Below are 25,962 nucleotides of genomic sequence, written 5' to 3' on the forward strand. Positions count from 1 at the left end.
TATCGATTGTATTTAAGTCAAACATTGTTTTCATATTGGCCATTAACTTTGCACTTTTTCACGGAATACTACTCGCGCCAGAATATTTAATCCCAACACGGCAAAAGTAATCAATAGAGCCGCTGCCCAGGCAAGATCAACCCAGTTGTCGTATGGGCTCATTGCAAATTGGAAAATGACTACCGGTAAATTTGCCATTGGCGCATTCATATTAGTAGAGAAGAATTGGTTGTTTAGGGCGGTAAAAAGTAAAGGTGCAGTTTCCCCGCTCACACGAGCAAGAGCCAACAAAATCCCGGTAATAACCCCGCTTTGAGCAGCCCGCAAGGTAATCATGAAAGCTACCTTCCATTTTGGTGTACCCAAGGCATATGCAGCCTCACGTAGACTTCCAGGAACCAAGCGCAACATATTTTCAGTAGTTCGTACCACCACTGGAATAGCAATCAGTGCCAATGCAATAGTGCCTGCCCAGCCTGAAAAATGCTTTACTTGTGCAACCACAATGGCGTAGACAAATAAGCCGATCACAATCGACGGTGCTGAAAGCATAATATCTGTAACAAATCGAGTGATGGAAGCGATCTTACTTCTATCGCCATACTCAGAAAGATACAAGCCAGCAAGCACCCCAATAGGCGTACTGATTAAAGTACAACTAGCCACGATCATTAAACTTCCAAGGATTGCGTTAGCCAAACCGCCGCCCTCAGATCCAGGCGCAGGAGTACTGTGCGTAAACACATCAAGATTAATTGAGGAAAATCCCTTAATAAAAAGGATGCTCAAAATCCATAAAAGAAATGCCATTCCCAAAACCATGGCAGCAGTAGAAAGTACTAGGCCAATTTTATTTGCACGCTTACGCTTAGCAAAAATCGCAGGATTTATATTTGAGAGGCCGTTCATGTTTTCAATCCCTGTTTTTTCTCCATGTTCATAAGCATCCATTTAGCAATGGCTAACACAATGAATGTGATCATAAATAGCGCCAGTCCCAACGCAAATAAAGAAGAGTAATGGGGCCCAAGCTCAGCCTCACCGAACTCGTTTGCCAATGTAGACGCAATGGAATTACCTGGGGCAAATAGTGACGCAGATAAACGATGGGCATTACCAATCACAAAGGTTACAGCCATAGTCTCACCGAGTGCCCTACCTAAACCCAGCATGATCCCACCGATGACACCTGCTTTGGTATAAGGGAGAACGACATTTTTAACCACTTCCCAAGTAGTGCAGCCAATGCCATAAGCAGACTCTTTTAACACTGGAGGAACAATCTCAAAAACATCGCGCATCACTGAGGCGATAAACGGCAAAATCATCATCGCCAAGATTAAACCGGCGCACAAAATACCAATGCCATTAAAAGCACCTGAAAACAAAATCCCCAGACCAGGAATCTGCCCGAGAGTACCAGCCAAAGCTGGCTGAATATACTCGGCGAATAGTGGTGCAAATATAAATAAGCCGAACATACCGTAAATGATTGATGGAACTGCAGCAAGTAATTCAACTGCAGTACCCAAAGGCCTACGAAGTGGTCCTGGGCATAATTCAGTTAAAAATACTGCGATACCAAAACTCAGTGGTACAGCTATCAATAATGCAATCAGAGAAGTAACAACGGTGCCATAGATCGCGATTAAGCCACCAAACTCGCCGTTAACAATGTCCCACTCTTTGGTGAAGAAAAACCCAATTCCAAATTTATCCAGAGCCGGCCAAGCATTAATGATGAGTGAAATGATGATACCAATCAGAGCAATCAGCACTGATAAGGCAAAAAATTGAGTGACTCCATGAAAGAGGAAGTCCTGAATACGCTGCAACTTAGCGATACTGAGCGCCTGAGGTGTCGGTGCTGCGTGAGACTGGGTCGATTCAATCATAAATTACACTTATTTAAATATTGAAACAGCCCCACTTTTGGTGGAGCTGTTATTCATTAATGATTAAAAAATCTTAATCACTGAACCTTACTTAGTAACAACCTTTGAAAATACATTCTTACGGATGAAATCGGTTGTAACGTCAGGCATTGGAACGTAGTCCAGCTCTTCAGCCATTTTCTTGCCATCTTTAAATCCAAAGTCAAAGAACTTAATTACTTCAGCAGCATTCGCCTTGTTGTCTGGATTCTTGTACAAGAGGATGAAAGATGCGCCAGTAATTGGCCAAGACTTAGCACCAGCAGCATTGGTAATGAATGTACCCATACCTGGGATCTTTGCCCAATCAGTTCCAGCAGCAGCAGCAGCAAAAGTCACATCATCAGGCTGCACATAATTACCATCTTTGTTTTTCAAAGCGATGTGAGTCATTTTGTTTTTCTTAGCATAAGCGTACTCAACATAGCCTACTGAGTTCTTTACGCGCGAAACGTTTGCGGCAACACCTTCGTTACCTTTACCGCCAACAGATGAAGCTGCTGGCCATTTAACGGCAGCGCCTGCACCAACTGCATCCTTCCAGAGGGTACTAGTTTTGGCTAAGTAGTCTGTAAAGATGGCAGTAGTACCTGAACCGTCAGCACGGTGTACAACGGTAATTGGACCAGAAGGGATCTTGACACCAGGGTTCATCAAAGCAATACGCTTGTCACCCCAATCAGAAATCACGCCTTGGAAAATATCAGCTAATGTTGGGCCATCTAATTTGAGTTCGCCTGGCTTAACACCATCCACGTTCATTACTGGCACTACGCCACCAATAATGGCTGGAAACTGAACCATGCCATCTTTTTCTAAATCTTCGAACTTCACTGGATTGTCGGTTGCGCCAAAATCAACCGTTTTTGCTTTGATTTGCTTGATGCCACCTGAAGAACCAATAGATTGGTAGTTCAGGTTAGAACCAGTTTTTGCTTTATAGGCTTCGGCCCATTTAGCGTAGATTGGGTATGGGAATGTTGCGCCAGCACCGGTCATATCGGCTGCAAAAGCAACTGGAGCAAATGAAATCGCGCTAATGACCAACGCTTTTTTCAAAAATGAGTTCATGTGAATCGTTCCTCAGATAAATTACGCAACATTGCGATAGCTGAACGATACGTTTTGAGTATGACCCTTTTATGACACTAATAGAAGTTGAAAATAATCCAATAAAATCAGTGATTTAGGTGATTGACACTAGATCGGCAATGCTCTTAGCTAAGCTCATGGCGAGGTCAGCATCTTGAGCCTCAACCATCACTCGCAGAACGGGTTCTGTACCAGAAGCCCGAATCAGTACCCTGCCCGTTCCTTTGAGAACGTTTTCTACCTGGCTAATCTTCGATTTGAGCTTGTCATCCAGCTTCCAGTCATATCCGGCTTTAAACTTGATATTGAGTAACACCTGAGGGAAGATTTTTACGGAGTCTAGGAGTTGGGCCAAGCCCTTCTTGGTCTGACTCATCGCTGCTAACACCTGCAATGCGGCAATTGTGCCATCACCGGTTGAGTGTTGATCCAAGCAAAGCAGATGGCCTGAGCCTTCACCACCAATAATCCAGCCTTTTTGCTTGAGTAACTCCAAGACATAACGGTCGCCTACATTAGCGCGCTCAAATCCGATTCCCAAACCCTTAATTGCATTTTCTATGGCAAGGTTCGTCATCAAGGTGCCCACTACACCACCGATTGATTGACCCCTGTCCATGCGATCTTTTGCCAGGACATAGAGAAGCTCGTCGCCATTAAACAATCGGCCAGAGGCATCGACCATTTGCAAACGATCGGCATCACCATCCAAAGCAATACCGAGATCAGCTTTGGTTTCTTTAACCTTAGCAATTAATGCCGCAGGGGCTGTAGCGCCAAAGCCATCGTTAATGTTGCGGCCATCGGGCTGAACACCAATAGAGATGACTTCTGCACCCAACTCATGAAACACATGAGGAGCAGTATGGTACGCAGCGCCATGAGCACAATCTACAACCAACTTCATGCCCTTGAGATTAAGTTCTCCAGGAAAAGTAGATTTACAGAACTCAATATAACGACCGGCAGCATCATCAATACGAAATGCTTTGCCTAATTCTTTTGAACTGACACAACCCATCGGTTTAGCGAGCTCAGCTTCAATAGCCAATTCGAATTCATCATTTAACTTACCGCCTTCGGCGGAGAAGAATTTAATACCATTATCTTGATATGGATTGTGTGAAGCAGAGATCACTACACCTGCAGATAAGCGCAATGCTTTAGTAAGGTAGGCAACCCCAGGAGTTGGCATAGGGCCACACAACATGACATCGACACCTGCGGCAGCAAAGCCTGCCTCTAGAGCAGCCTCTAATAAGTAACCTGAAACACGCGTATCTTTACCAATCAAAATCTTGCAGCGCTCACCAGGCTTTGCTTGGCTACTCAGGACCTTGCCTGCAGCATAGCCAAGACGCGTGATGAACTCCGGAACAATCGGAAATTGCCCTACTTCACCGCGGATACCATCAGTACCAAAGTATTGTTTTTTCATGGGCTTGATTATAAAACTTGTGACCTTTTATCTAGCAAGGTTTATCCTGTGATTAGCCTTGAATGGCTTCCCACAGCTTTAAAGAGTCGACTGTCTCCTGAACATCATGGACGCGGATGATACGAGCCCCCCGATCAGCAGCCAAAATGGCGGCTGCCACACTGGGCGCTACACGATCATTGGTATCGCGACCCGTTAATTTGCCCAGCATGGATTTACGAGACATCCCTGCCAATACCGGATAAGCCAATTGCGAGAATTGATCAAAATAGGCCAGCATCCTGAGGTTGTGCTCCAGACTTTTACCAAAACCAAAACCGGGATCAATGGCAATTCTATTTTTGGAGACGCCTTTGCTCTCTAGTAATGCTGCACGCTCTTGCAAAAATGTCTTTACTTCAGCAATGACGTCCTGATACTCAGGGTCAAATTGCATAGTCTGTGGATCACGCTGCATATGCATTAGAACAAGGCCGCACAGCTTGTTTGGATTGCGCTGATCACTCTCGATGATGACTTCTACTGCACCCTCTTGTCGTAAAGCCCAGATGTCATTGACGCAATCAATTCCAGCATTGAGTGCCTGACGCATAGTCTCGGCTTTATAGGTATCAATTGATAGTGCGACACCACAATCTTTTAGAGCCTCAATCACTGGCAAGACGCGATCTAACTCTTCTTGCAGGGAGACAGGCTGAGCACCAGGGCGAGTCGATTCACCGCCGATATCAATGATGTCTGCACCATTAGCAATCATGCGTTCTGCTTGAGTAATGGCATCGCTTGGGGTTCTGAACTTGCCACCATCCGAAAAGGAATCTGGCGTGGCATTCAGAATACCCATCACTAGTGGGCGCTGACGTTTGCTAAAGTCAAAAAGAAAACGCCCGCAACGCCATGTTGCGGGCAGAGTTTGCTTACTCACCTTGCTAAGCAGTTGCTGGGGCAGCCCCGGCAGCAGGACCCGGCGTACCAGCAGAGTTACCAAACTGGGTTGCTGGTGGTGGCTTAGGGGCACGCGGTGGACGGCCTTCCATGATGTCGGTAATCTGCTCAGCATCAATGGTTTCCCATTCAAGCAAAGCAGTCACCATGGCTTCAACCTTGTCACGGTTTTGCTCTAGGATCGATCTTGCTAATGCGTACTGACTATCAACCAATGCACGAATCTCTGCATCCACCTTTTGCTGAGTTAACTCTGAAACTGTCTTTGAGCTATTACGCCCAAAAATACTTTCAGACTCGGTATCAACGTAAACCATCGTACCTAAGCTATCACTCATGCCATAACGGGTGACCATATCACGCGCCATTTTGGTAGCACGCTCAAAGTCATTTGAAGCCCCCGTACTCATCGAGTGAAGGAACACTTCTTCAGCAGCGCGGCCGCCAAACAAAATAGCCAACTCTTCCAACATGCGATCTTTGTACAAGTTCACACGATCAAACTCAGGCAGCTGCCATGTCACTCCCAAGGCCATACCGCGCGGCATGATGGTGACCTTATGCACTGGATCTGCTTTAGGCAATACCTTGGCAACTACGGCATGACCAGACTCGTGATACGCCGTATTACGACGCTCTTCTTCACGCATCACTGCAGACTTGCGCTCAGGACCCATATAGATCTTGTCTTTTGCATCTTCAAAGTCTTTCATATCGACGGCACGCTTATTGCGACGTGCTGCAAACAATGCGGACTCATTAACCAAGTTTGCTAAATCTGCGCCCGAGAAACCAGGTGTACCACGTGCCAATACGGCGGCATCCACATCTGGATCAATTGGAACCTTGCGCATATGTACTTGCAAAATTTGCTCGCGACCACGAATGTCTGGCAAGCCAACGTGTACTTGTCGATCAAAACGTCCTGGACGCAACAAGGCTTTATCTAATACGTCAGAACGGTTAGTTGCAGCCACAACGATGACACCACTATTGCTTTCAAAACCGTCCATCTCTACCAGCATTTGGTTGAGAGTTTGTTCGCGCTCATCATTGCCGCCACCCATACCAGCACCACGGTGACGACCCACCGCATCGATCTCATCAATGAAGATGATGCAAGGAGAATTTTTCTTGGCATTCTCAAACATGTCGCGCACGCGTGAGGCACCAACACCAACAAACATCTCCACAAAGTCTGATCCAGAGATGGAGAAGAATGGAACTTTTGCCTCGCCTGCAATCGCACGCGCCAACAAAGTCTTACCAGTACCTGGAGGGCCTACTAGTAATATGCCATGCGGAATACGACCACCGAGCTTTTGAAACTTTTGCGGATCCTTGAGGAAGTCTACAATCTCAAAGACCTCTTCTTTTGCTTCATCGCAACCGGCAACATCAGCAAAAGTAACCGTATTGCTGTTCTCATCAATCAAACGCGCTTTGGATTTACCGAAAGAGAATGCACCGCCCTTACCGCCACCTTGCATCTGACGCATCATGAAGAACCAGAAACCAATAATCAATAAAGTGGGTCCGAGGTAATACAAAGCAGAAACCAACATATTCGGTTCATCATCTGCTTTACCAGTCACCTGGACACCAAACTTCATTAAGTCGCCAACCATCCAAATATCTCCCGGGGAGATGATGGAATATTTGTTGCCGTCGTTTGGAGTCACTTGCAATGTGCGACCTTGCACATCTACTCGCTTGACTTTGCCTGCTTTGGCATCATCCATGAATTGAGAATACGTGACTTGATTCTGATCTTTAGGCTTGTCGAACTGTTTAAAAACAGTAAACAAGACCAAACCCACAATGAGCCACACACCGATTTTTTGCAACATATTGCTATTCAAAAGGATACCTTTGCCGGATTAATCCGGGAGTTAAAGCGGATTGCTATACCTAAGTATTTGATTCTACTACTAGGCTTTTTCAATAGCGAAGCGCTAATTTATTTTATAAACCCCTTCTTTTAGGGGGTTATTTGGGTGCTTTGAGGTCTCGACCGAGTAAAAAGATTTCTGAGGACTTGGCTCTAGAGGCTTTTGGCTTTCTGGAAGCCACTGTTTTAAAGACCTTTTTAAAGGATTCCACGATCTGACTGTAGCCGCTACCGTTAAAGCACTTAATCAATAAGGCTCCTTCAGGCTTGAGGTGCTGAACCGAAAAATCCAAGGCGATTTCAGCCAAAAAAGCCATTCGAGCCGCATCTGCCACCCCCACTCCAGATAAATTGGGGGCCATATCGGACATCACAAAATCGACTTTTCCGTCCGCATTCGCCGGTAAAAGCGCCTCCAGCGCCTTTAAACCATCATCCTCTCGGAAGTCCCCCTGAATAAAGGAAACGTCCGCAATATCCTCCATCGGCAAAATATCGATGGCAATAATGGTGCCGTCTGGCTTGCCAGATTCAATGCTGGGATTATTTTTACCGAGCTCAGTCAGGCGATTGCGAGCGTACTGAGACCAGCTTCCAGGAGCGCTCCCCAGATCCACAATTGTCATACCCGCTTTGATGAGTCGGTCCTGCTCATCTATTTCGCTTAGCTTATAGACGGCTCGTGCGCGATAACCCTCTTTTTGGGCCATCTTCACATACGGATCATTGAGGTGATCCTGCAACCAACTTTTATTAAATTTATTCTTTGCCACAACTTACCCACTTTCGCCATCCATTTTCCTTGTTTATGCTCTACAAGGCAAAAGGAATCGACTGGAAACATCTCGATATTGGCGCAATTCAGGCCGAAGGCCCTGTTTTGCATGCTCCAATGCTCTATCATCGAGCCCATGACTGCACTTACTATTACTCCCGCACAACGCAAATCTCTTAAAGCCGACGCTCATGGACTCAGCCCTGTCGTCATGATTGGTGGCGACGGTCTTACCCCTGCGGTGATTAAAGAGGCTAAATCAGCCATCTCTCATCACGGCTTGATTAAAGTTCGTGTTTTTGGCGACGATCGTGAGGCACGCATCGCCATCTATGAAGAGCTCTGCGACAAACTGGGCGCTGCACCCGTTCAGCACATTGGAAAATTACTGGTGCTTTGGAAGCCGCTCGATGTTGTCGATGCAGCCCTCGTGAATTTAAGTAGGTCTAGCAAACAAACTAAAAAGACATTACAAGCACCCCGCACAAAGCGCCAACCAAATCGCGTAGTAGCGAAGGCCGGTGTTCGCACTAGCACTTCTGATAGATCAGATCGACGCTCAGCAGCTAGTAAATCCCCTTTTGAAAGAGTGGCTGCGGTCAAAAGCGCTGCCCCTAAGAAACGCGTTCTACGTGCTGATGCCGCTGAATCAAAAATTGGTTGGTCATCACCCGGCTATCGTAAAGCAACTGCAGCACCCGCCCCAATTAAAAAGCGCAAGGTACGCATGAGTAGTACCAAAAAGAAATCATTGGGCTCTTGATCTTTGAAGCTTTAAAAAGTAATGAAGCTAAAAAACGTCGCTAGTCGGCGTTTTTTTATTGCTTACTCTTGAATCTTCTCTTTGACTTACCTCTTAGTCAGTCGCCAAACCAAAAAGATTCCTAAAAGACTCTGGAGCATAAACAGAATGCTGGACACGCCATGCAGTCTTCCGAACAAAGTGGCCGAGGGAGAAAGCATCACCGGCATACCTTGAATCAAGGCATCGTCTCTCAAAGTGTTCATCCAGGGGATCAAGATAAAGCTGGCTGCGATTGCACAAAGTAGCATTGCCAACAAGAGCCAGCGAATGACCCTGAATTGATTGAGGCCGCGATTAACCAGGAGATTGGCCAGAACCATCAGGCCAATGCACACAATCAAGCTGAGATAGGCTTCTAATTTAAAGATGCTGCCAGCAACCATCCCGGCAGCCTGACGATCAGTCATCGTACTGAAGATAGCTGGGGCGACTAAGTAGCCCACAGTGAGGATACTGCCTACCCATAAACCAGCAATCACAATAAAAAGTCTTTGAGCCCCAATATGTTTCGGAACCTCAAGAGTCTGCATCTGGGTTCTGGTTTTTATTAGATGTAACGAACCGCGAGAATCTCTACTTCGCGATTACCGCCAGGAGCTTGAACTGCAACTACATCGCCCTCTTCTTTGCTAATTAAGGCACGTGCAATCGGTGAGCTGATAGAGATCTTATTTAGGGCAATATCAGCCTCATCATCACCCACAATTTGATAGGTGAGCTTGGTACCATCTTCTAAGTCCTCAAGATCCACAGTAGCACCAAATACGATGCGGCCGTTCACATCCAAAGTGGCCGGATCAATGATTTGCGCTGCAGATAACTTTCCTTCAAGCTCCTGAATACGACCTTCAATAAAGCCCTGTTTCTCTTTAGCGGCGTCGTACTCAGCGTTCTCAGAAAGGTCGCCTTGAGCACGGGCCTCAGAGATTGCATTAATCACGGATGGGCGCTCTACATGCTTTAGGCGGTGCAACTCTTCTTTAAGAAGCTCTGCGCCACGCTTAGTAATAGGGATTGTGTTCATGCGTCTTACCTCACTTAATTTAATTGAGAGTCTTGTGTAGATTTTGCAATGAATACACCTCAAGCGACCCTTTGTTACCATTTTGCGATGCCATCAAGCCATCCATTACCGCACGTGCTGCACTAATCGTAGTGTAGTAGGTCACATTATTAGCTTGTGCACTAGTACGAATGGAGCGTGAATCCGCAATTGCAGTACGGGTCTCATCAACAGTGGTAAATACCAGGGAGATCTCACCATTCTTAATCAGGTCAACAATGTGTGGGCGGCCATCCTTCACCTTGTTGACTACGCGAACTGGAAAGCCAGCCGCCTCAATAGCCGCGGCAGTGCCTTTAGTCGCAACCATAGGGAATCCCAATTGGTGCAAAAGCTTAGCTACCTCAACCGCCTTTGGCTTGTCGCTATCTTTCACGGTTAACAACACAGTGCCACTCTTAGGCAATTTAATTCCTGCGCCTAATTGGGATTTAAACAAGGCCTCACCAAAAGTCTTACCAACACCCATCACCTCACCAGTAGAGCGCATCTCTGGTCCTAGGATCGGATCAATGCCAGGAAACTTATTGAATGGGAAGACGGCTTCTTTTACTGAGTAATAAGCCGGTTTCACTTCATTCAGAATACCCTGTTGTTTTAGAGTTTGACCCACCATGCAGCGAGCTGCAATTTTGGCTAACTGCAAACCAGTGGCTTTTGATACGAACGGAACAGTACGAGAGGCGCGCGGATTTACTTCGAGTACATAGATGACATCTTTACCATCAACATGCTGAATCGCAAACTGCACGTTCATCAAACCAACAACGTTCAGACCTTTAGCCATTGCTGCGGTTTGACGTTTGATTTCTGCAATCGTCTCGTCCGATAAAGAGTATGGCGGCAATGAACAGGCAGAATCACCTGAGTGAACACCAGCTTGCTCAATGTGCTCCATCACGCCACCGATAAATACCTGCTGACCGTCACTAATGCAGTCCACATCACACTCAATCGCATCGTTCAGGAAGCGATCTAGCAATACTGGTGAGTCGTGAGAAACCTTGACTGCCTCACGCATATAACGCTCAAGATCACGGCCATCATGAACGATTTCCATAGCGCGGCCACCCAATACGTAGGATGGACGCACTACCAATGGGTAACCAATTTCTTCGGCGAGCTTCAAAGCTTCATCTTCCGCACGCGCAGTACGGTTAGGCGGCTGTCGCAAGTTCAGTTCATGCAATAGCTTCTGGAAACGCTCACGATCTTCTGCTGCATCAATCATGTCTGGCGATGTACCGATAATTGGTACACCATTAGCCTCAAGATCTAATGCCAACTTCAACGGAGTCTGGCCGCCATACTGAACAATGACGCCTTTTGGCTTTTCAATTGCCACGATCTCTAGAACATCTTCTAGAGTCAAAGGCTCAAAATACAAGCGATCAGAAGTATCGTAGTCAGTAGAAACCGTTTCTGGGTTGCAGTTCACCATGATGGTTTCATAACCATCTTCGCGCATTGCCAAGGCTGCATGAACGCAGCAGTAGTCAAACTCAATACCTTGACCGATACGGTTAGGACCACCACCCAAAACCATGATCTTGTCTTTAGTACTTGGCTGAGATTCACACTCACCATGCTCTGCTTCGTAAGTGGAATACAGATAAGCCGTATTTGTAGAGAACTCGGCGGCACAGGTATCTACCCGCTTATAGACTGGCACCACTTTGAGGCGATGACGTGCAGCGCGAACGGAAGAGGCGTCCACTCCCAATAATTTAGCTAAGCGGCGATCTGAGAAACCTTTTTGCTTGATGAAACGCAGTTCATGTGCTGACAAACTATCGAGCTTGCGCTGCTTAAGCTCAGTCTCCATGGTGATGAGTTCTTCGATTTGCTCCAAGAACCAAGGATCCACCTTCGTTTCGTTGTAAACCTCATCCAAGCCCATGCCCATACGGAACGCGTCTGCCAAATACCAAATACGATCTGGTCCTGGCTCACCGATTTCTTGAATGATGTCATCTAAGTCTGTAGAAACTTCATCCAGACCATCAACACCAACCTCTAAACCGCGTAATGCTTTTTGGAAAGATTCTTGGAAGGTGCGACCAATAGCCATCACCTCACCTACGGACTTCATCTGCGTGGTTAAACGAGAATCTGCTTGAGGAAACTTCTCAAACGCAAAGCGAGGAATCTTTGTAACAACATAGTCTATTGATGGCTCAAAGGATGCTGGAGTTGCGCCACCGGTGATGTCGTTCTTCAACTCATCTAAGGTGTAACCCACTGCCAGCTTGGCAGCAATCTTGGCGATCGGAAAACCAGTTGCTTTTGAAGCCAAGGCGGATGAACGTGAAACACGTGGGTTCATCTCAATGACGATCATGCGACCATCAACTGGATTAATCGAGAACTGCACGTTTGAACCACCAGTATCCACACCAATCTCACGCAGGACCGCAATCGAGGCGTTGCGCAAAATTTGATACTCTTTATCTGTCAAGGTTTGTGCAGGGGCAACGGTGATCGAGTCACCGGTATGGACACCCATCGGGTCTAAGTTTTCGATTGAGCAAACGATGATGCAGTTATCAGCACGGTCACGCACTACTTCCATCTCAAACTCTTTCCAACCCAAGAGGGACTCTTCAATGAGGAGCTCGCGGGTTGGTGATAAATCTAAACCGCGTTTGCAAATTTCTTCAAACTCTTCACGGTTATACGCAATACCACCGCCGGATCCGCCCATAGTGAATGAAGGTCGAATCACGACTGGGAAGCCTAAACTGTCAGTCTCCTTCTGAATACGTTGCTGCACTTCATGCGCCTCATCCATAGAATGCGCAATGCCAGACTTTGCAGAGCCCAGACCAATCTTGGTCATTGCATCTTTAAACTTTTGACGGTCTTCAGCTTTATCAATTGCTTCTGGTGAAGCGCCAATCAATTCGCAACCGTATTTTTCCAAAACACCATGGCGATGTAAATCGAGTGCACAATTCAAGGCCGTTTGACCACCCATCGTTGGCAAAATAGCATCGGGTTTCTCAGTGGCAATAATCCGTTCTACCACTTCCCAAGTAATCGGCTCGATGTAAGTTACATCTGCCATCTCAGGGTCAGTCATGATGGTGGCAGGATTGCTGTTCACTAAAATAACTTTGTAACCTTCATCGCGCAGGGCTTTACAAGCTTGCGCACCAGAATAGTCAAACTCACAAGCTTGTCCAATCACAATTGGACCAGCACCAATAATCAGGATGCTCTGAATGTCGCTACGCTTAGGCATTATTTGCCCCCCTTAGAACCAGCAGCGGCAGCATTCATGAGCTCCACAAAACGATCAAATAAATAGGCAATATCGTGAGGACCTGGTGAGGCCTCAGGATGCCCTTGAAAACATAAAGCAGGCTTATCTTTCCAAGCCAAACCTTGCAGCGATCCATCAAATAAAGACACGTGCGTGACGCGAATGTTGTCGGGCAAAGTGTTTGCATCAACAGCAAAACCATGATTCTGGGAGGTAATCGCTACGCGCCCAGTATCTAAATCTTTTACGGGGTGGTTTGCACCATGGTGGCCGAATTTCATCTTCAAAGTTTTAGCGCCAGCAGCTAAGCCCATAATTTGGTGGCCCAAACAAATGCCGAATGTTGGAACACCCTTCTCAATAATTTCTTTTGCAGCAGCAATTGCGTAATCACAAGGACCGGGATCCCCAGGACCATTTGAGAAGAAAACGCCATCTGGGTTCATTGCCAACACTTCGGCTGCGCTCGTTTGCGCAGGAACGATGGTTAACTCACAGCCACGCTCAGTGAGCATGCGCAAGATATTGCGCTTCACACCAAAATCATAGGCAACTACTTTTTTGATTGGCTTACCAGTATCTAAAGATCGATATGTAGGTTTGCCGTCAGGACCATGTAGATCCCACTCAGCTTCACGCCATTGGTATGGGGATTTTGTTGTTACGACTTTAGCTAGATCTAGGCCAGCCATGCCTGGAAAAGCTTTAGCCAACTCCAAGGCTTTCTTACCAAGAACCTCTACGTCATCACCCATCTTGCCAGCAACAATAGCGCCAGACTGAGCACCCTTATCGCGCAGAATGCGAGTGAGCTTACGGGTATCGATACCGGAAATACCAACCACCCCTGCCTTTATGAGGTAACTGTCCAGAGTTTCTTCAGAGCGGAAATTAGAGACACGCTCAGAGAGGTCTTTCACAACCAAGCCAGCAGCATGAATCTGATCTGACTCAGCATCTTGAGCGTTTACCCCAACGTTTCCGATATGTGGATAAGTCAAGGTAACAATTTGGCGTGAGTAACTCGGATCAGTGATGATCTCTTGATAACCAGTCAGTGCAGTATTGAAAACAACTTCGCCGGTAGTTTCGCCAGGGGCGCCAATACTCAGACCGGGAAATATAGTGCCGTCAGCTAAAGCCAGCACGGCAGGAGGAAAAGAAGGAAGCAAGGGTGACAAACCATCTCCAGTCCCTGCTCCATCCGACGCTCAACACCCCAAAAAGACCAACCCAGGACTGTTTGTGCGGGAGGTGAGTGTCTTTAAGCGCTAGGGTAATTTATTAAGTTTTGAACCCTTGAATCATACCAGTTTTGCGTATAAACCCTTGGATTCCCAGCCAATGAGGCTTGTAAGCTAATAAGCCCCTGAGTCATGCAACCAAGGGACTTATTTTTAATGCTACCAAGCTAGATTTAAGACTTTACGCTTTGCTCGATGATGGTCTTAATTTGAGCTAAAACAGTTTGATCTTCCATCGTGCTGATATCGCCAGGATCGCGCCCCTCAGCTACAGCTTGGAGAGCACGGCGGACGATCTTGCCTGAACGTGTCTTAGGCAAAGCCGTAACCACATAAACACGGCCTGGACGAGCAATCGCGCCTAGAGTGGTGTCTACGGTTTTCATGCACTCTGCTTCTAGAGTGGCCGTATCAGAGGCATCCTTTGGAATCACAAAGGCGATCGCAGCTTGGCCCTTGAGTTTGTCCTCAATACCCACTACTGCTACTTCAGAGATATTGGGATGACCAGAAATACTCTCCTCGATCTCACGAGTGCCTAAACGATGGCCAGCAACGTTAATCACATCATCAGTACGCCCCAAAATAAAGAAGTAGCCATCCGCATCTTTGATACCCCAATCAAAAGTAGAGTAAATCATCTTGCCGGGAATGGTTTCCCAATAGGTACTCACAAAACGCTTGTCATCACCCCAAACAGTTTGCATGCAGCCAGGAGGCAAAGGACCTTCAATCGCAATTACGCCTTTGCGATCTGGACCCAACTCTTCCGAAGTAGCGTCATCCAATAGTTTCATGTTGTAACCAAATGATGGGACGCCAGGAGAACCAAACTTATGCGGCATCACTTCTACCCCACGCTGAATTGCCAGCATTGGCCAACCTGTTTCTGTCTGCCAATAGTTATCCACGATCGGCTTTTTAATCGCATCATGTATCCAGGTTGCCGTTGGCTCATCCAAGGGCTCGCCTGCCAAGAACAAAGCACGCAAGCTCGAGAGATCATATTTAGTTAAAAAGGCGGGGTCTTGTTTTTTGAGAACACGAACTGCAGTTGGCGCAGAGAACATGACTGATACTTTGTACTTCTCAACCAGCTCCCACCAAATACCTGCATCAGGACGTAAGGGCGTGCCTTCGTAAAGAATGGTTGCCATGCCGTTCAGTAATGGTGCATAAATGATGTAGCTATGGCCCACCACCCAACCAATATCTGAGGTGCAGAACATGGTCTCGCCAGGATTGCCGCAGAAGATGTGCTTCATGGTGGAAGCCAAGGCGACTGCGTAACCACCGGTGTCACGTTGTACGCCCTTAGGTTTACCAGTAGTGCCAGAGGTATACAAAATATATGAAGTGTGGGTTGCATCCACCCACTCAATCGGCACTAAATCATTAAGGTGCTTTTGGCGCTCAGTTGCGTAGTCCAAGTCACGACCGGCCACTGCGGTGAACTCAGTCAGGCCACGATTCACGATCAGGACTTTTTCAGGCTTGTAGCTCGCGAGCTTGATGGCCTCATCGAGTAATGGCTTATAAGGAACTGCTTTACCACCACGCGCACCCGCTTCTGCAGTCACAATCATTTTCGGTTTTGCATCGTCGATACGCGATGCCAAGCTATGGGATGCAAAGCCACCAAATACCACAGAGTGAATGGCACCGATGCGTGCACAAGCGAGCATTGCGAAACAGGCTTCAGCAATCATTGGCATGTAAATCAACACGCGATCGCCCTTTTGAACGCCGTTCGCTTTGTAGATGGCTGCAATACGATTGACTTCTTCGTAAAGCTCCTTAAATGTGTATGCTTTTTCTAGATTGGTTTCTGTTGAAACGGCGACTAGAGCGATCTGCTCAGCACGATCTTTGAGGTGACGGTCAACTGCGTTGTAGCAGAGATTAGTTAAGCCACCTTCAAACCATTTAGCAAACGGAGGGTTTGCGTAATCCAGAACCTTGTTGAATGGTTTTTCCCAATGAATGAGTTTTGCCTGCTCTCCCCAGAATCCATCAGGGTCTTTAATGGAGCGTTCGTGTTCTGATTTATAGGACATGGTCAACCTAAATAAGTAAATTAAAGTGTCTGGGCTTACTGAATCTTGCTGGCTCCCTTGCTAGCCGAAGTCTTGGGAGTTGAGCTACTCGCATTCGAAGATCCATTTTTCGCAGATTTTGCAAGTCCTGTCGATGCGGATTTATGCTGAGTTGCAGCATTATTCGCAGAGGAATTACCCTTAGCAGCTCCTTTTCCAGTCTTTGCCACTGCGCACTTAGCCCCTTTTGCACAATTTTTAGGCGCTGACTTATCTAAATTGAGACTGCCATTCTCGGCTAGTGCCACTGAGATATCACCAGGGCGCTGGTTAGTTTTAGGCACTAGAACCGTTGAACCCGCCCGAATTCTCATGCTTTTGGGTATGCCATTGACTGCTCTTAAGGTATCGGCATCCACACCAAGCGTTTTTGCGGCTTGCTCAACTGATTCTGTCTTGGTCACTTGCACTGCCGTCCAAGAAGATAGTGGCTTAGTGTACTTCTTGAGGTTTTCCTGGAATACCTCGGCATGCCCAAACGGTAGCAAGATTTGCTGATTAGCGTTACTCAAGATGACCGGTTTATTAAATGAGGGGTTCAGACTATGAAACTCGTCCTCCGGAATTTCGCTCAACTCAATTACCAGAGCCACATCAATATCAGACCCGACATCCACTGCAACAAAATAAGGATGGTTTTCTAAATCCGGCAGAACAATGCCATACGCTTTGGGATCTAAAACAATCTGCCGGTAAGCCATTAACTTCGGAACATAATTTCGAGTCTCATTGGGCATCTTGAGACTCAGATAATTCGTAGGGAGTCCTGCAGCAAGATTGCGTTTCTGTGCTTTTGAGACATTACCTGCGCCCCAGTTATAGGCAGCTAAGGCAAGATCCCAACTGCCAAACTGCTTATGTAAGCGTTGTAAGTAATCCAAGGCGGCATCAGTAGATTGCAAGACATCTCTGCGCTCATCCCTAAAAACGTTTTGCGTTAATTGAAAATCTTTACCCGTTGCAGGCATAAATTGCCACAAGCCCATGGCCTTTGCGCTAGATTTGGCGTGCGTCACGAATGCGCTTTCGACAAACGGAAGCAAAGCGATCTCGGTTGGCATCTTGCGCGCATTCACCTCTTGCACGATATAAAACAGATAGCGTGATGAGCGAGCCATTGAGCGATGAACATAGTCTGGGCGAGCGCTAAGCCAACGAACTTGCTCAATCTCCAACGGAGTATTCATGGGTTCCATCTCAAAACCATCCCGAATCCGAATCCAGAGATTGCTCGATGGTGCGTACAGGTCGCTGACAGATTGATTTTTTAGATTTACCCGCTTCGCGTTAGCGGCGCGTGGATCTTGACGTGTCGGCACATCAGAGGACCAATCTCCAGTACTAGCGCAACCTGTTAGTACCGAAATCAGCAATATCGCCGCATAGCGCCAGAACATCAGAACCGATCCTTCCATGCTCGAATTACCGCCAAAACATGTGCAGGCGTAGGCAGAGATTTTTCACCCGAGACCTCGAGAGCGGTATCAATCACGGCCTGTTGATCGCACCGCATAAATGGATTCACTTGCAATTCTTGTCCGATGGTCGTTGGTAATGTTGGTAGCTGTTGATCGCGCAGCGCTTTAGCAGTTTCTGCCCAAGTAATGAGGTTGGCATTATTAGGCTCAACCGCCAGCGCAAAACGAATATTGGACAAGGTGTATTCATGGGTGCAATACACCAGAGTGTTTTTAGGCAAAGCGATAAACTTCGCTAGAGACTGGCTCATCTGCGTTGGGGTACCCTCAAACAAACGACCGCAGCCAGACGCAAATAAGGTATCGCCACAGAACAGCATAGGCTCAACAACATTGGCCTGCATGTTCGCAAAGTAAGCAATGTGACTCAAAGTATGGCCAGGCACTTCGTATACCTCAAGGCTAATACGTGGCGCAGCGACTTCTATCTTATCGCCCTCCATTAGGGCATGTGTTCGGCCTGGGATATCAATCGCGGCAGGGCCATAAACTGGAATAGACGAGCCAAGGGTATTGAGTAAAGTCAGAATGCCGCCAGTATGGTCTGCATGGTGATGGGTAATTAAAATACCAGTCAGAGTCAACTGATGTTGCTCGAGATATTGCAATACAGGGGCAGCATCACCTGGATCAACGATCAAGGCAGACTGGCCATCATGGATACACCAGAGATAATTGTCATCAAAAGCCGGTATCGGCCAAACTTGCAATAAAGTATTCTTCACCATAGACCGATGATACCAACCCCACCCGCCCCCTCTCAGATGCCCGCACCACCATGGAGTTCATGGGAAAAATGGCTGCAATCACCCCCTGGGCGCTATGTGCTTGCCTGGGAGCAAAAATGCTTTAATCAGATCGTGGCTGATGTATTTGGTTTTTATGCCGTACAAATTGGTTTGCCGCAAATCAACACCTTGGCAGAAAACCGCATGCCCTTGCAGGCTCTGCTAATGAACACTCATGACCGCCAAAAACAGGCTGGCCAGTTTAATTGGCATCAGATTGAGGGCAACGCCAATGAGCTGCCTTTTGCTTCTGAATCGATTGATTTGTTGGTGATGCCACATGTCTTGGAATTTGCTGCCGATCCCCATCAAATTTTGCGAGAAGCTGAGCGCGTTCTTCGCCCTGAGGGCCGCTTGATTATTTCTGGATTCAATCCGGCAAGTCTTTGGGGTATGCGCCAATATCTCAGCAGATTAATCGGCACCCCCTATTTACCAAGGGATGGGCAATTTATTGGCCTTCTCAGAATTAAAGACTGGCTGCAACTATTGAACTTCTCGCTAGATAGAGGTCATTTTGGCTGCTATAAACTTCCTTTGAGTGGAGAGTCAGGCATGGCCAGGATGAACTTTATGGAGCCGGCTGGCAACCGCTGGTGGCCTATTTTTGGGGCTGTTTTCCTAGTTTCCGCCATTAAACGCCAGCAAGGCATCCGGCTGATCGGACAAGTCCAAGGTCTGCGCATCCCAGCGATCACTCAATTGAACCCTGTAGCTGAAAGTCGCCAGCAATTAGCTTACAAGCAAGACCGAGTAAATTAACGGCATGCCTCACACCAAACCCCTTCCTCACATTGTCATTTATACCGATGGCGCCTGCAAAGGCAATCCCGGCCCCGGAGGTTGGGGTGTCGTCCTGCGCTCAGGTGGCCATGAGAAACACCTTCATGGTGGTGCGGAACATACTACCAACAATCGGATGGAAATTAGCGCCGTTATTCATGCACTTCGAGCCCTCAAGCAAACTAGCTCGGTAGAGCTTTGGACAGACTCACAATATGTTCAAAAGGGGGTTACTGAGTGGCTGGAGGGTTGGAAAAAAAGGGGTTGGAAGACCGCCAGTAAAGATCCCGTCAAAAATGCCGATTTATGGCAAGAATTAGACGCCCTGATCCCCGACCATAAGATCTCCTGGCATTGGGTTCGTGGGCACAACGGCCACCCTGGAAATGAGCTGGCAGACCTATTGGCAAACAAAGGTGTAGAAGAATTTCTTCCCTAATTTGGGTCGATGCACTGCAGCCCGTTTCTTACGGTCTTATGAGAGAATGATCGCATTCAAAGCTGGTGCAAAAATTCCCCGCTAAACCCATATAGAGCCAAGAAATAGCCGAGACCGTGTCAAAAATTGAATCTGCACTCGACAAGGTAGTCGCTAAGCTTCCAATACTCAAAAACTGGGTCATGAGTCGCCTCTGCACTCTTTGGAAAAAAATTTCCCCGCATGTAAGCAAGTTAAGAAAAATAAACTACGTAACAGTCAAAGCGTTCACCCTGAAATATAAGTGGCGCATTTTGATTGTGCTGCTGATTTTGTATGCTGGATCTAAAGCCTATGACTATTATTTTCCAGTCAATACCAAAACTGGTGGCGGCACTCAAACTATCACCAGCGTCATAGTTGAGAAGAAAAATATCCCACTCATTATTGAAGCCACTGGTACGATTATTTCCAATAGCATCGTCGATATTCGGCCAATGACTACCAATACGGTCAAAACAATTCACATTAAAGATGGGCAAGAAGTTAAAGAAGGTCAACTGCTCTTCACTCTCGATGATCGTAACGATCGAGCTAATTATGAGAAATTAAAAGCGCTAGCAGATGATGCTCAAAAGCAATACTTGCGCGCTCAAGAGTTGGTTACTAAAAACTTTATCTCCAAAGCAGGACTAGAAACCTCCCTTGCCAATGCCAAGTCTGCTCAAGCAGCTGCTCGGTCTGCTGAAGTTCAGCTCTCTTATGACTCCATCCGTTCACCGATCGCTGGACGAGCCGGCATCATCAACGTATTTCCGGGATCACTGGTACAAGCCAGTAACGTAGTAACAACAGCAACTAGCTCTACTGCAACTTCGAGCGTTGGGTCCATGGTGACCATTACTCAACTCAATCCCATCAATGTTCAGTTTGTGGTGCCTGAGAAAGACATTCCCCTATTGATGGAAGGCAAGCAGGCCGATACCCCGCTGAAGGTGAAAGTAAGCGTTGGTAACAATGCAGCATCTGTTTACGAAGGTGAAGTGCTGGTGATTGATAACCAAGTAGACCCCAGTATTGCGGCAGTGAGAGTGCGTGCTCAGATACCCAACGAGATGATGACCCTTTTACCTGGTCAATTTGCCCGAGTCTCATTGAGTGCCAATACCATCAAAGATGCGATTGCAGTCCCATCCGAGGCCATTGTCATTAGCCCTAAAGGTCGCCTGATTTATCTTGTGGACAAGGATGACAAGGTTCAACCTAAGCCCATCAAAGTTGTTTATGAGTACCAAGGCACCTCTGTCATTAGTGGTGTTGATGCAGGCTCTCGTGTGGTTATTGAAGGCAAGCAAAACCTGCGTCCTGGAAGCAAAATCCGAGAAGCAAAAAAGGTAGCTGCTACCGCTCCTCCAGCTAAAACAGCGGCACCCTCTCCCGCACCCGAGAAAAAATGACGCTCTCTGAATTATGTATTAGACGCCCCGTGATGACGGTGCTGCTATCTATTTCCACAGTGATAGCAGGCACCGTTGCCTACTTCAATATTCCTGTTGCAGCACTACCTAGTTTTAATACCCCCATCATTTCAGTTAGCGCGAGTCTCCCGGGAGCAGCGCCAGAAAACATGGCGTCTTCTGTGGCGCTACCACTTGAAAAAGAATTCTCAACGATTGATGGCATCAAGGTCATTAGCTCAACTAATACCCTAGGGTCTACTAGTATCACCTTGGAGTTTACGAGTGAGCGAGATATTGATAAAGCTGCAGTAGACGTACAAGCAGCTTTACTACGTGCGCAGCGTAGGTTACCTATTGAAATGACGGTTCCCCCGTCTTATCGCAAAATCAATCCTGCCGATACTGCAGTTCTTGTTATCCGGGTAAGCTCGCCATCGATCAGCCTTGCTGAAATCAATGATTACGCCGAAAACCTTCTAGCTCCAAATATCTCGACGATCAGCGGAGTTTCTCAAGTGCAAGTGTATGGTGCGAAGCGCTATGCCGTTCGTGTCAGCGTTCGCCCCGATGCTTTGGGCAACCGCAATATCACCATGGAAGAGTTGGCCACTGCGATTAATAAAGCCAATACCAATAGTCCAGTAGGAACCCTGGATGGACCACGTCAACTGATTACTATTTATGCTAATCCTCAATTAGTAAAAGCAGAAGAATTTGGCAACCTAGTCATTGCCCAGCGCAATGGCTTGCCGGTGTATCTTCAAGATGTTGCAGACGTCCAAGAAAGCTTCGAGGATGTGAAGACCTTCGCCACATCAGGTGGGGAGCGCTCGATTGCGATTGGGATTTTGCGGCAACCCAATGCCAATACAGTGGATCTAGTCAAAGCAATCAAAAAATTATTGCCCAGACTCCAAGAGCAAATGCCTGCGTCTATTAAGTTGACGCTCATTAACGATAGATCCCTTTCCATCATTGAGGCAATTCATGATGTCAACATCACGCTCGCGTTAACTATTTTCCTCGTCGTGTTGGTGATATTTTTGTTCTTAAAGCGCATCTCTGCAACCCTCATCCCCTCGATTAGCCTGCCAATTTCCCTAATCGGTGCATTCTTTTTACTCTATGTATTGGGCTACAGCTTAGACAATATTTCCTTGCTAGGAATTACCTTGGCAGTTGGCTTGGTAGTGGACGATGCCATTGTTGTGCTTGAAAATATCATGCGCTACATTGAGCAAGGCATGGATCCCCTTAAGGCATCACTCAAGGGCAGCAAAGAGGTGGGATTCACGATCATTTCCATCTCCATATCTTTGGTTGCGGTCTTCATCCCCCTCTTCTTTATGGCCGGTCCAATCGGCCTACTCTTTAGAGAATTTGCAGTGGTGGTTTCGCTGTCTATCTTAGTATCGGCGGTAGTCTCCCTGACCATAGTGCCACTGCTCTGTAGCCGTTTTTTACCGAAGCCTGGTGATCATCCAAAAGAATATGCTGTCACCAAACAGTTTGATCGGATTTTTGACTGGTCTCTAAAGACCTATGTTCACTATTTGGACCTAGCACTACTTAATCGCAAAAAAGTATTGTGGGGTGCGGTTGCTAGCTTCTTCATCACCATCTACTTATTTAGCAATAGTCCGAAGGGCTTCTTTCCTGAAGAGGATATTGGACAAATCACCGCTACCACGGAAGCTTCAGAAGACACCTCTTTTAAAACCATGTTGCAGCTTCAAGATCGTGCAGCTGAGATTGTCAATAACGATCCCAATGTGGCTAACTCCATCTCCATCTTGGGTGGCGGCCAAAGTGCAGGTAGAAATACTGGTCGCTTCTTCATCATCCTCAAACCTAAGGGCGATCGAGAAAAGATGAGTAAGGTGATCGAAGGTCTTAGAAATAAATTTAAAGATGTTCCAGGTCTGCAGGTTTATATGCGCCCTGTTCAAAACTTACAACTCGGCGGTAGAAGCAGTAAGAGCCGCTACCAATTTACGCTTCAAAGTGTAGGCTTTGAAGGCGTGAACGAGTGGGCTGACAAGATGACAGATAAGATACGCAGCAATCCGATCTTTAGAGATGTCACAAGCGATTCCAAGATGAAAGGTCTTAATGTCAAGATTGAGATCGATCGTGAAAAAGCGGCTAGCGCTGGTGTAACGATCGCTGATATTCGTGGTGCGCTTTACAACTCATTTGGTGAACGCCAAGTGTCAACTATCTACACGCCAGTCAACACCTATTACGTCATCTTAGAAACCGCTGAGAGTGACCGTCAATTTGAAACTGATTTAAATAAGGTCTATGTCAGAGGTCGCGCAACAGATAAGTTAATTCCCCTCTCCAGTCTGGCCAGTTTTGTGCGCACTGTTGGTCCAACAGCCGTGAATCATCAAGGTCAAATTCCAGCGGTGACCATTTCCTTCAACCTGGCGCCAGATGTGTTCCTAGGTGATGCAACCAAAGCAATTGATGGGTACGAAAAAGAGATCGGGCTTCCACCTTCAATCATTACCAGCTATGGTGGTGATGCCGCGGTATTCAAAGACAATCAGTCGGGACAAGTCATCTTAATCTTGGCTGCTTTAGGCGTTATTTATATATTGCTCGGCGTACTCTACGAAAGCTACATTCATCCTCTGACTATTTTGGCCGGCCTACCCTCAGCTGCGATTGGTGCGATTTTGGCTCTGCGTATTTTTGGCTTTGAGTTAACCGTAGTTGCATCCATTGGCATCCTGCTGCTGATCGGTATCGTCAAGAAGAATGCGATCCTAATGATTGACTTCGCTTTGGATGCCCAGCGCAACCAAGGTATGTCACCAGAAAAGGCTATCCGTGAGGCTTGCATATTGCGCTTCAGACCAATCATGATGACAACGATTGCTGCCTTGATGGGCGCCTTTCCCATTGCATTAGGTTTAGGCGCAGGTGCCGAATTGCGTCAACCCTTGGGCATCAGCGTAGCTGGCGGTTTAATCTTCTCGCAGTTTGTAACGCTCATCATTACTCCCTTAATCTATCTGTATCTAGATAAATATGCGGGTAACGGCCCCTTTGAAATACCCTCATCCGTCTTAGAAGGTACCTAATGCGTCAAGTTATTCTCGATACCGAAACAACTGGTCTTAATCCGGCTACAGGCGATCGCATTATTGAAATTGGCTGCGTTGAGATGGTAGGCCGTCGCCTAACTGATCGCACCTTTCATTACTACATTAATCCTGAGCGTGATATCGATGCCGGCGCCTTTGCGGTCCATGGTCTCTCTCGTGAGTTCCTGTCCGACAAGCCGGTATTTTCAAATATTGTGGAAGAGTTAATTGAGTTTGTTGATGGGGCTGAAGTAGTTATTCATAATGCGGCGTTTGACTTAGGCTTCCTTGATAACGAGTTTGCACTGCTCAAGCGCCCGGCCTTTAGGGGTCTTGCCTCCAAAATTACCGACACTCTACTAGACGCTCGTCAAATGTTTCCGGGCAAGCGCAATTCGCTTGATGCCTTGTGCGAACGCTTTGCGATTAGCAATCAACATCGAACCTTGCACGGCGCTTTATTAGACGCCCAATTATTAGCTGAAGTTTATGTAGCGATGACGCGCGGTCAAGAAGACTTATCGATTGACCTGATTGATTACACCGTTGGCACTGATGCTTCAGGACAAACGAAAGCTTTGCCAACAAAGCTAAAAATCGTGGCTGCGAGCGAGGAAGATTGCCAGTTGCATGAAAAAATCTTGGCTGAAATTGCCAAGGCAAGCAAGAAGGATCCCGTCTGGAGCCCCTCTGCTGTTGCTAATTAAAAAGTATTTTATTAGCTGATAGCGCGGCGGATATCATCCGCTTTAGGTTTAGATCCTATAACAGACTCTGTATCGTGCTCAGTTGTATTTTCGATCGTCTCGATCAGCGCTTCTTGCATTCGAATATTGTCTTTTGGGCAAATAGGTGCGCCATAGGTTGCCCACTTCTTCAGTAGCGTCACCTCATATCCACACTGGCTACATTTGGCTTTATTGCGACTCGCATTGCTCGGCCTTGGAGGAGGGAAAACAATTGCCTGATGTGGATATGGCCCAAGCTCTTGGCTAATCATCATGAGACGCACCACCAACTCTTCGGTCGCATGCGCCATTCTGGCGGGGCCCTCCAAACCAACAGTCTGAGCAATACCTTTGAAGTCCTCACCATGGCCGCTGAAGCAATCGTCCACGGCATGGCATAGCTCATGTACTAAGGTATCAAGAAGTTGAACAGGATCATCCAGCTTAGGTGAAATAAAGATCTCATTAACTCCACCACCAGAGCGCTCGCGTGGCCAACATTGTCCCGGCGTTGTTCTCGGACTACTAGAGGCCGGGAAGCCACAAGACACTCTCACTGGAGGTATGGCATATCCCGCCTTTGAGAATACCGGCTCCAAATGTCTCACAGCATCTTTTAACCAAGATTCTCTTAGGGAGTGTTGCTTCATTTATCGATCACTTC

At 47.0% G+C, this 25,962-nt stretch carries 22 protein-coding genes; 7 read left to right on the forward strand and 15 right to left on the reverse strand.

What is annotated here, in order from left to right:
- Positions 1-42: 42 nt before the first annotated feature.
- The 7 genes from pstA to ICN26_RS00275 all read right to left on the reverse strand — a co-directional run bounded on the left by pstA (position 43) and on the right by ICN26_RS00275 (position 8,073).
- Positions 43-909 (reverse strand): phosphate ABC transporter permease PstA, encoded by an 867-nt coding sequence (gene pstA, locus ICN26_RS00245; RefSeq protein ID WP_216266072.1) that lies wholly within the window; start codon positions 907-909, stop codon positions 43-45.
- A complete protein-coding gene (gene pstC / locus ICN26_RS00250; protein WP_216266073.1) occupies positions 906-1,895 on the reverse strand; it encodes a phosphate ABC transporter permease subunit PstC in 990 nt (329 codons plus the stop codon). Before pstC ends, pstA begins: the two co-directional genes overlap by 4 nt.
- 87 nt (positions 1,896-1,982) lie before the next feature.
- On the reverse strand, positions 1,983-3,005 hold the full coding sequence (gene pstS / locus ICN26_RS00255) for a phosphate ABC transporter substrate-binding protein PstS (protein ID WP_216266074.1): 1,023 nt from the start codon (positions 3,003-3,005) through the stop codon (positions 1,983-1,985).
- A 115-nt stretch (positions 3,006-3,120) separates the two neighbouring features.
- Positions 3,121-4,464, reverse strand: coding sequence for a phosphoglucosamine mutase (gene glmM / locus ICN26_RS00260; RefSeq protein ID WP_216266075.1), 1,344 nt, complete (start codon positions 4,462-4,464; stop codon positions 3,121-3,123).
- Positions 4,465-4,516: 52 nt separating this feature from the next.
- Complete coding sequence (folP, locus tag ICN26_RS00265; protein WP_439650711.1) at positions 4,517-5,389, reverse strand: dihydropteroate synthase; 873 nt, start codon at positions 5,387-5,389, stop codon at positions 4,517-4,519.
- A gap of 4 nt (positions 5,390-5,393) precedes the next feature.
- Positions 5,394-7,271, reverse strand: coding sequence for an ATP-dependent zinc metalloprotease FtsH (gene ftsH / locus ICN26_RS00270; protein WP_216266076.1), 1,878 nt, complete (start codon positions 7,269-7,271; stop codon positions 5,394-5,396).
- Positions 7,272-7,398: 127 nt separating this feature from the next.
- Positions 7,399-8,073, reverse strand: a complete 675-nt coding sequence (locus ICN26_RS00275; RefSeq protein WP_216266077.1) for an RlmE family RNA methyltransferase — start codon at positions 8,071-8,073, stop codon at positions 7,399-7,401.
- Here ICN26_RS00275 and ICN26_RS00280 point away from each other — a divergent pair.
- Together ICN26_RS00280 and ICN26_RS00285 are read left to right on the forward strand one after the other, a co-directional pair.
- On the forward strand, positions 8,067-8,255 hold the full coding sequence (locus ICN26_RS00280) for a hypothetical protein (protein WP_216266078.1): 189 nt from the start codon (positions 8,067-8,069) through the stop codon (positions 8,253-8,255). The two genes, ICN26_RS00275 and ICN26_RS00280, sit on opposite strands and share 7 nt — an antisense overlap.
- Positions 8,212-8,838 (forward strand): YhbY family RNA-binding protein, encoded by a 627-nt coding sequence (locus ICN26_RS00285; protein ID WP_216266079.1) that lies wholly within the window; start codon positions 8,212-8,214, stop codon positions 8,836-8,838. Before ICN26_RS00280 ends, ICN26_RS00285 begins: the two co-directional genes overlap by 44 nt.
- Positions 8,839-8,924: 86 nt before the next feature.
- Here the strand turns inward: ICN26_RS00285 and ICN26_RS00290 are convergent, their stop codons facing one another.
- The 7 genes from ICN26_RS00290 to gloB form a co-directional block, all read right to left on the reverse strand.
- Positions 8,925-9,410, reverse strand: a complete 486-nt coding sequence (locus ICN26_RS00290; protein ID WP_216266080.1) for a DUF4149 domain-containing protein — start codon at positions 9,408-9,410, stop codon at positions 8,925-8,927.
- 17 nt (positions 9,411-9,427) lie between these two features.
- Entirely contained in the window at positions 9,428-9,904 is a 477-nt protein-coding gene (gene greA, locus ICN26_RS00295) for a transcription elongation factor GreA (RefSeq protein ID WP_216266081.1), read from the reverse strand.
- Between the two features lie 19 nt (positions 9,905-9,923).
- Positions 9,924-13,187: a carbamoyl-phosphate synthase large subunit gene (gene carB, locus ICN26_RS00300; protein ID WP_216266082.1), complete on the reverse strand. Its 3,264-nt coding sequence runs from the start codon at positions 13,185-13,187 to the stop codon at positions 9,924-9,926.
- Positions 13,187-14,380 carry a glutamine-hydrolyzing carbamoyl-phosphate synthase small subunit gene (gene carA / locus ICN26_RS00305; RefSeq protein WP_216267599.1) on the reverse strand — a complete coding sequence of 398 codons (1,194 nt, stop codon included), beginning with the start codon at positions 14,378-14,380 and terminating at the stop codon, positions 13,187-13,189. Before carA ends, carB begins: the two co-directional genes overlap by 1 nt.
- A gap of 245 nt (positions 14,381-14,625) precedes the next feature.
- A complete protein-coding gene (locus ICN26_RS00310; RefSeq protein ID WP_216266083.1) occupies positions 14,626-16,509 on the reverse strand; it encodes a propionate--CoA ligase in 1,884 nt (627 codons plus the stop codon).
- A gap of 35 nt (positions 16,510-16,544) precedes the next feature.
- Positions 16,545-17,963 (reverse strand): transglycosylase SLT domain-containing protein, encoded by a 1,419-nt coding sequence (locus tag ICN26_RS00315; RefSeq protein ID WP_255534323.1) that lies wholly within the window; start codon positions 17,961-17,963, stop codon positions 16,545-16,547.
- Positions 17,945-18,754, reverse strand: coding sequence for a hydroxyacylglutathione hydrolase (gloB, locus tag ICN26_RS00320; protein WP_216266084.1), 810 nt, complete (start codon positions 18,752-18,754; stop codon positions 17,945-17,947). Before gloB ends, ICN26_RS00315 begins: the two co-directional genes overlap by 19 nt.
- Before the next feature lie 36 nt (positions 18,755-18,790).
- Between gloB and ICN26_RS00325 the strand changes: the two genes are divergently transcribed.
- From ICN26_RS00325 to dnaQ, 5 genes are all read left to right on the forward strand, one after another.
- Positions 18,791-19,576 (forward strand): class I SAM-dependent methyltransferase, encoded by a 786-nt coding sequence (locus ICN26_RS00325; RefSeq protein ID WP_255534324.1) that lies wholly within the window; start codon positions 18,791-18,793, stop codon positions 19,574-19,576.
- A gap of 4 nt (positions 19,577-19,580) precedes the next feature.
- Entirely contained in the window at positions 19,581-20,036 is a 456-nt protein-coding gene (rnhA, locus tag ICN26_RS00330) for a ribonuclease HI (RefSeq protein ID WP_216266086.1), read from the forward strand.
- A gap of 116 nt (positions 20,037-20,152) precedes the next feature.
- Entirely contained in the window at positions 20,153-21,472 is a 1,320-nt protein-coding gene (locus ICN26_RS00335) for an efflux RND transporter periplasmic adaptor subunit (RefSeq protein ID WP_216266087.1), read from the forward strand.
- Entirely contained in the window at positions 21,469-24,567 is a 3,099-nt protein-coding gene (locus ICN26_RS00340; protein ID WP_216266088.1) for an efflux RND transporter permease subunit, read from the forward strand. The genes ICN26_RS00335 and ICN26_RS00340 overlap by 4 nt, the downstream gene beginning before the upstream one ends.
- Positions 24,567-25,277 carry a DNA polymerase III subunit epsilon gene (gene dnaQ, locus ICN26_RS00345; RefSeq protein ID WP_216266089.1) on the forward strand — a complete coding sequence of 237 codons (711 nt, stop codon included), beginning with the start codon at positions 24,567-24,569 and terminating at the stop codon, positions 25,275-25,277. Before ICN26_RS00340 ends, dnaQ begins: the two co-directional genes overlap by 1 nt.
- A gap of 11 nt (positions 25,278-25,288) precedes the next feature.
- Here the strand turns inward: dnaQ and ICN26_RS00350 are convergent, their stop codons facing one another.
- Positions 25,289-25,948, reverse strand: coding sequence for a SprT family zinc-dependent metalloprotease (locus ICN26_RS00350; RefSeq protein ID WP_216266090.1), 660 nt, complete (start codon positions 25,946-25,948; stop codon positions 25,289-25,291).
- Positions 25,949-25,962 lie beyond the last annotated feature (14 nt).

Origin of the sequence: Polynucleobacter hallstattensis, from assembly GCF_018881835.1 — a bacterium.
GTDB lineage: Bacteria > Pseudomonadota > Gammaproteobacteria > Burkholderiales > Burkholderiaceae > Polynucleobacter > Polynucleobacter hallstattensis.

Coding starts and splice junctions, on each gene's coding strand:
- carB (WP_216266082.1), bottom strand. CDS start 13,187: ATGCCTAAGCGTAGCGACATTCAGAGCATCCTGATTATTGGTGCTGGT.
- pstS (WP_216266074.1), bottom strand. CDS start 3,005: ATGAACTCATTTTTGAAAAAAGCGTTGGTCATTAGCGCGATTTCATTT.
- greA (WP_216266081.1), bottom strand. CDS start 9,904: ATGAACACAATCCCTATTACTAAGCGTGGCGCAGAGCTTCTTAAAGAA.
- ICN26_RS00285 (WP_216266079.1), top strand. CDS start 8,212: ATGACTGCACTTACTATTACTCCCGCACAACGCAAATCTCTTAAAGCC.
- pstA (WP_216266072.1), bottom strand. CDS start 909: ATGAACGGCCTCTCAAATATAAATCCTGCGATTTTTGCTAAGCGTAAG.
- ICN26_RS00350 (WP_216266090.1), bottom strand. CDS start 25,948: ATGAAGCAACACTCCCTAAGAGAATCTTGGTTAAAAGATGCTGTGAGA.
- ICN26_RS00310 (WP_216266083.1), bottom strand. CDS start 16,509: ATGTCCTATAAATCAGAACACGAACGCTCCATTAAAGACCCTGATGGA.
- ICN26_RS00325 (WP_255534324.1), top strand. CDS start 18,791: ATGCCCGCACCACCATGGAGTTCATGGGAAAAATGGCTGCAATCACCC.
- rnhA (WP_216266086.1), top strand. CDS start 19,581: ATGCCTCACACCAAACCCCTTCCTCACATTGTCATTTATACCGATGGC.
- gloB (WP_216266084.1), bottom strand. CDS start 18,754: ATGGTGAAGAATACTTTATTGCAAGTTTGGCCGATACCGGCTTTTGAT.
- ICN26_RS00315 (WP_255534323.1), bottom strand. CDS start 17,963: ATGGAAGGATCGGTTCTGATGTTCTGGCGCTATGCGGCGATATTGCTG.
- pstC (WP_216266073.1), bottom strand. CDS start 1,895: ATGATTGAATCGACCCAGTCTCACGCAGCACCGACACCTCAGGCGCTC.
- ICN26_RS00340 (WP_216266088.1), top strand. CDS start 21,469: ATGACGCTCTCTGAATTATGTATTAGACGCCCCGTGATGACGGTGCTG.
- glmM (WP_216266075.1), bottom strand. CDS start 4,464: ATGAAAAAACAATACTTTGGTACTGATGGTATCCGCGGTGAAGTAGGG.
- ICN26_RS00290 (WP_216266080.1), bottom strand. CDS start 9,410: ATGCAGACTCTTGAGGTTCCGAAACATATTGGGGCTCAAAGACTTTTT.
- dnaQ (WP_216266089.1), top strand. CDS start 24,567: ATGCGTCAAGTTATTCTCGATACCGAAACAACTGGTCTTAATCCGGCT.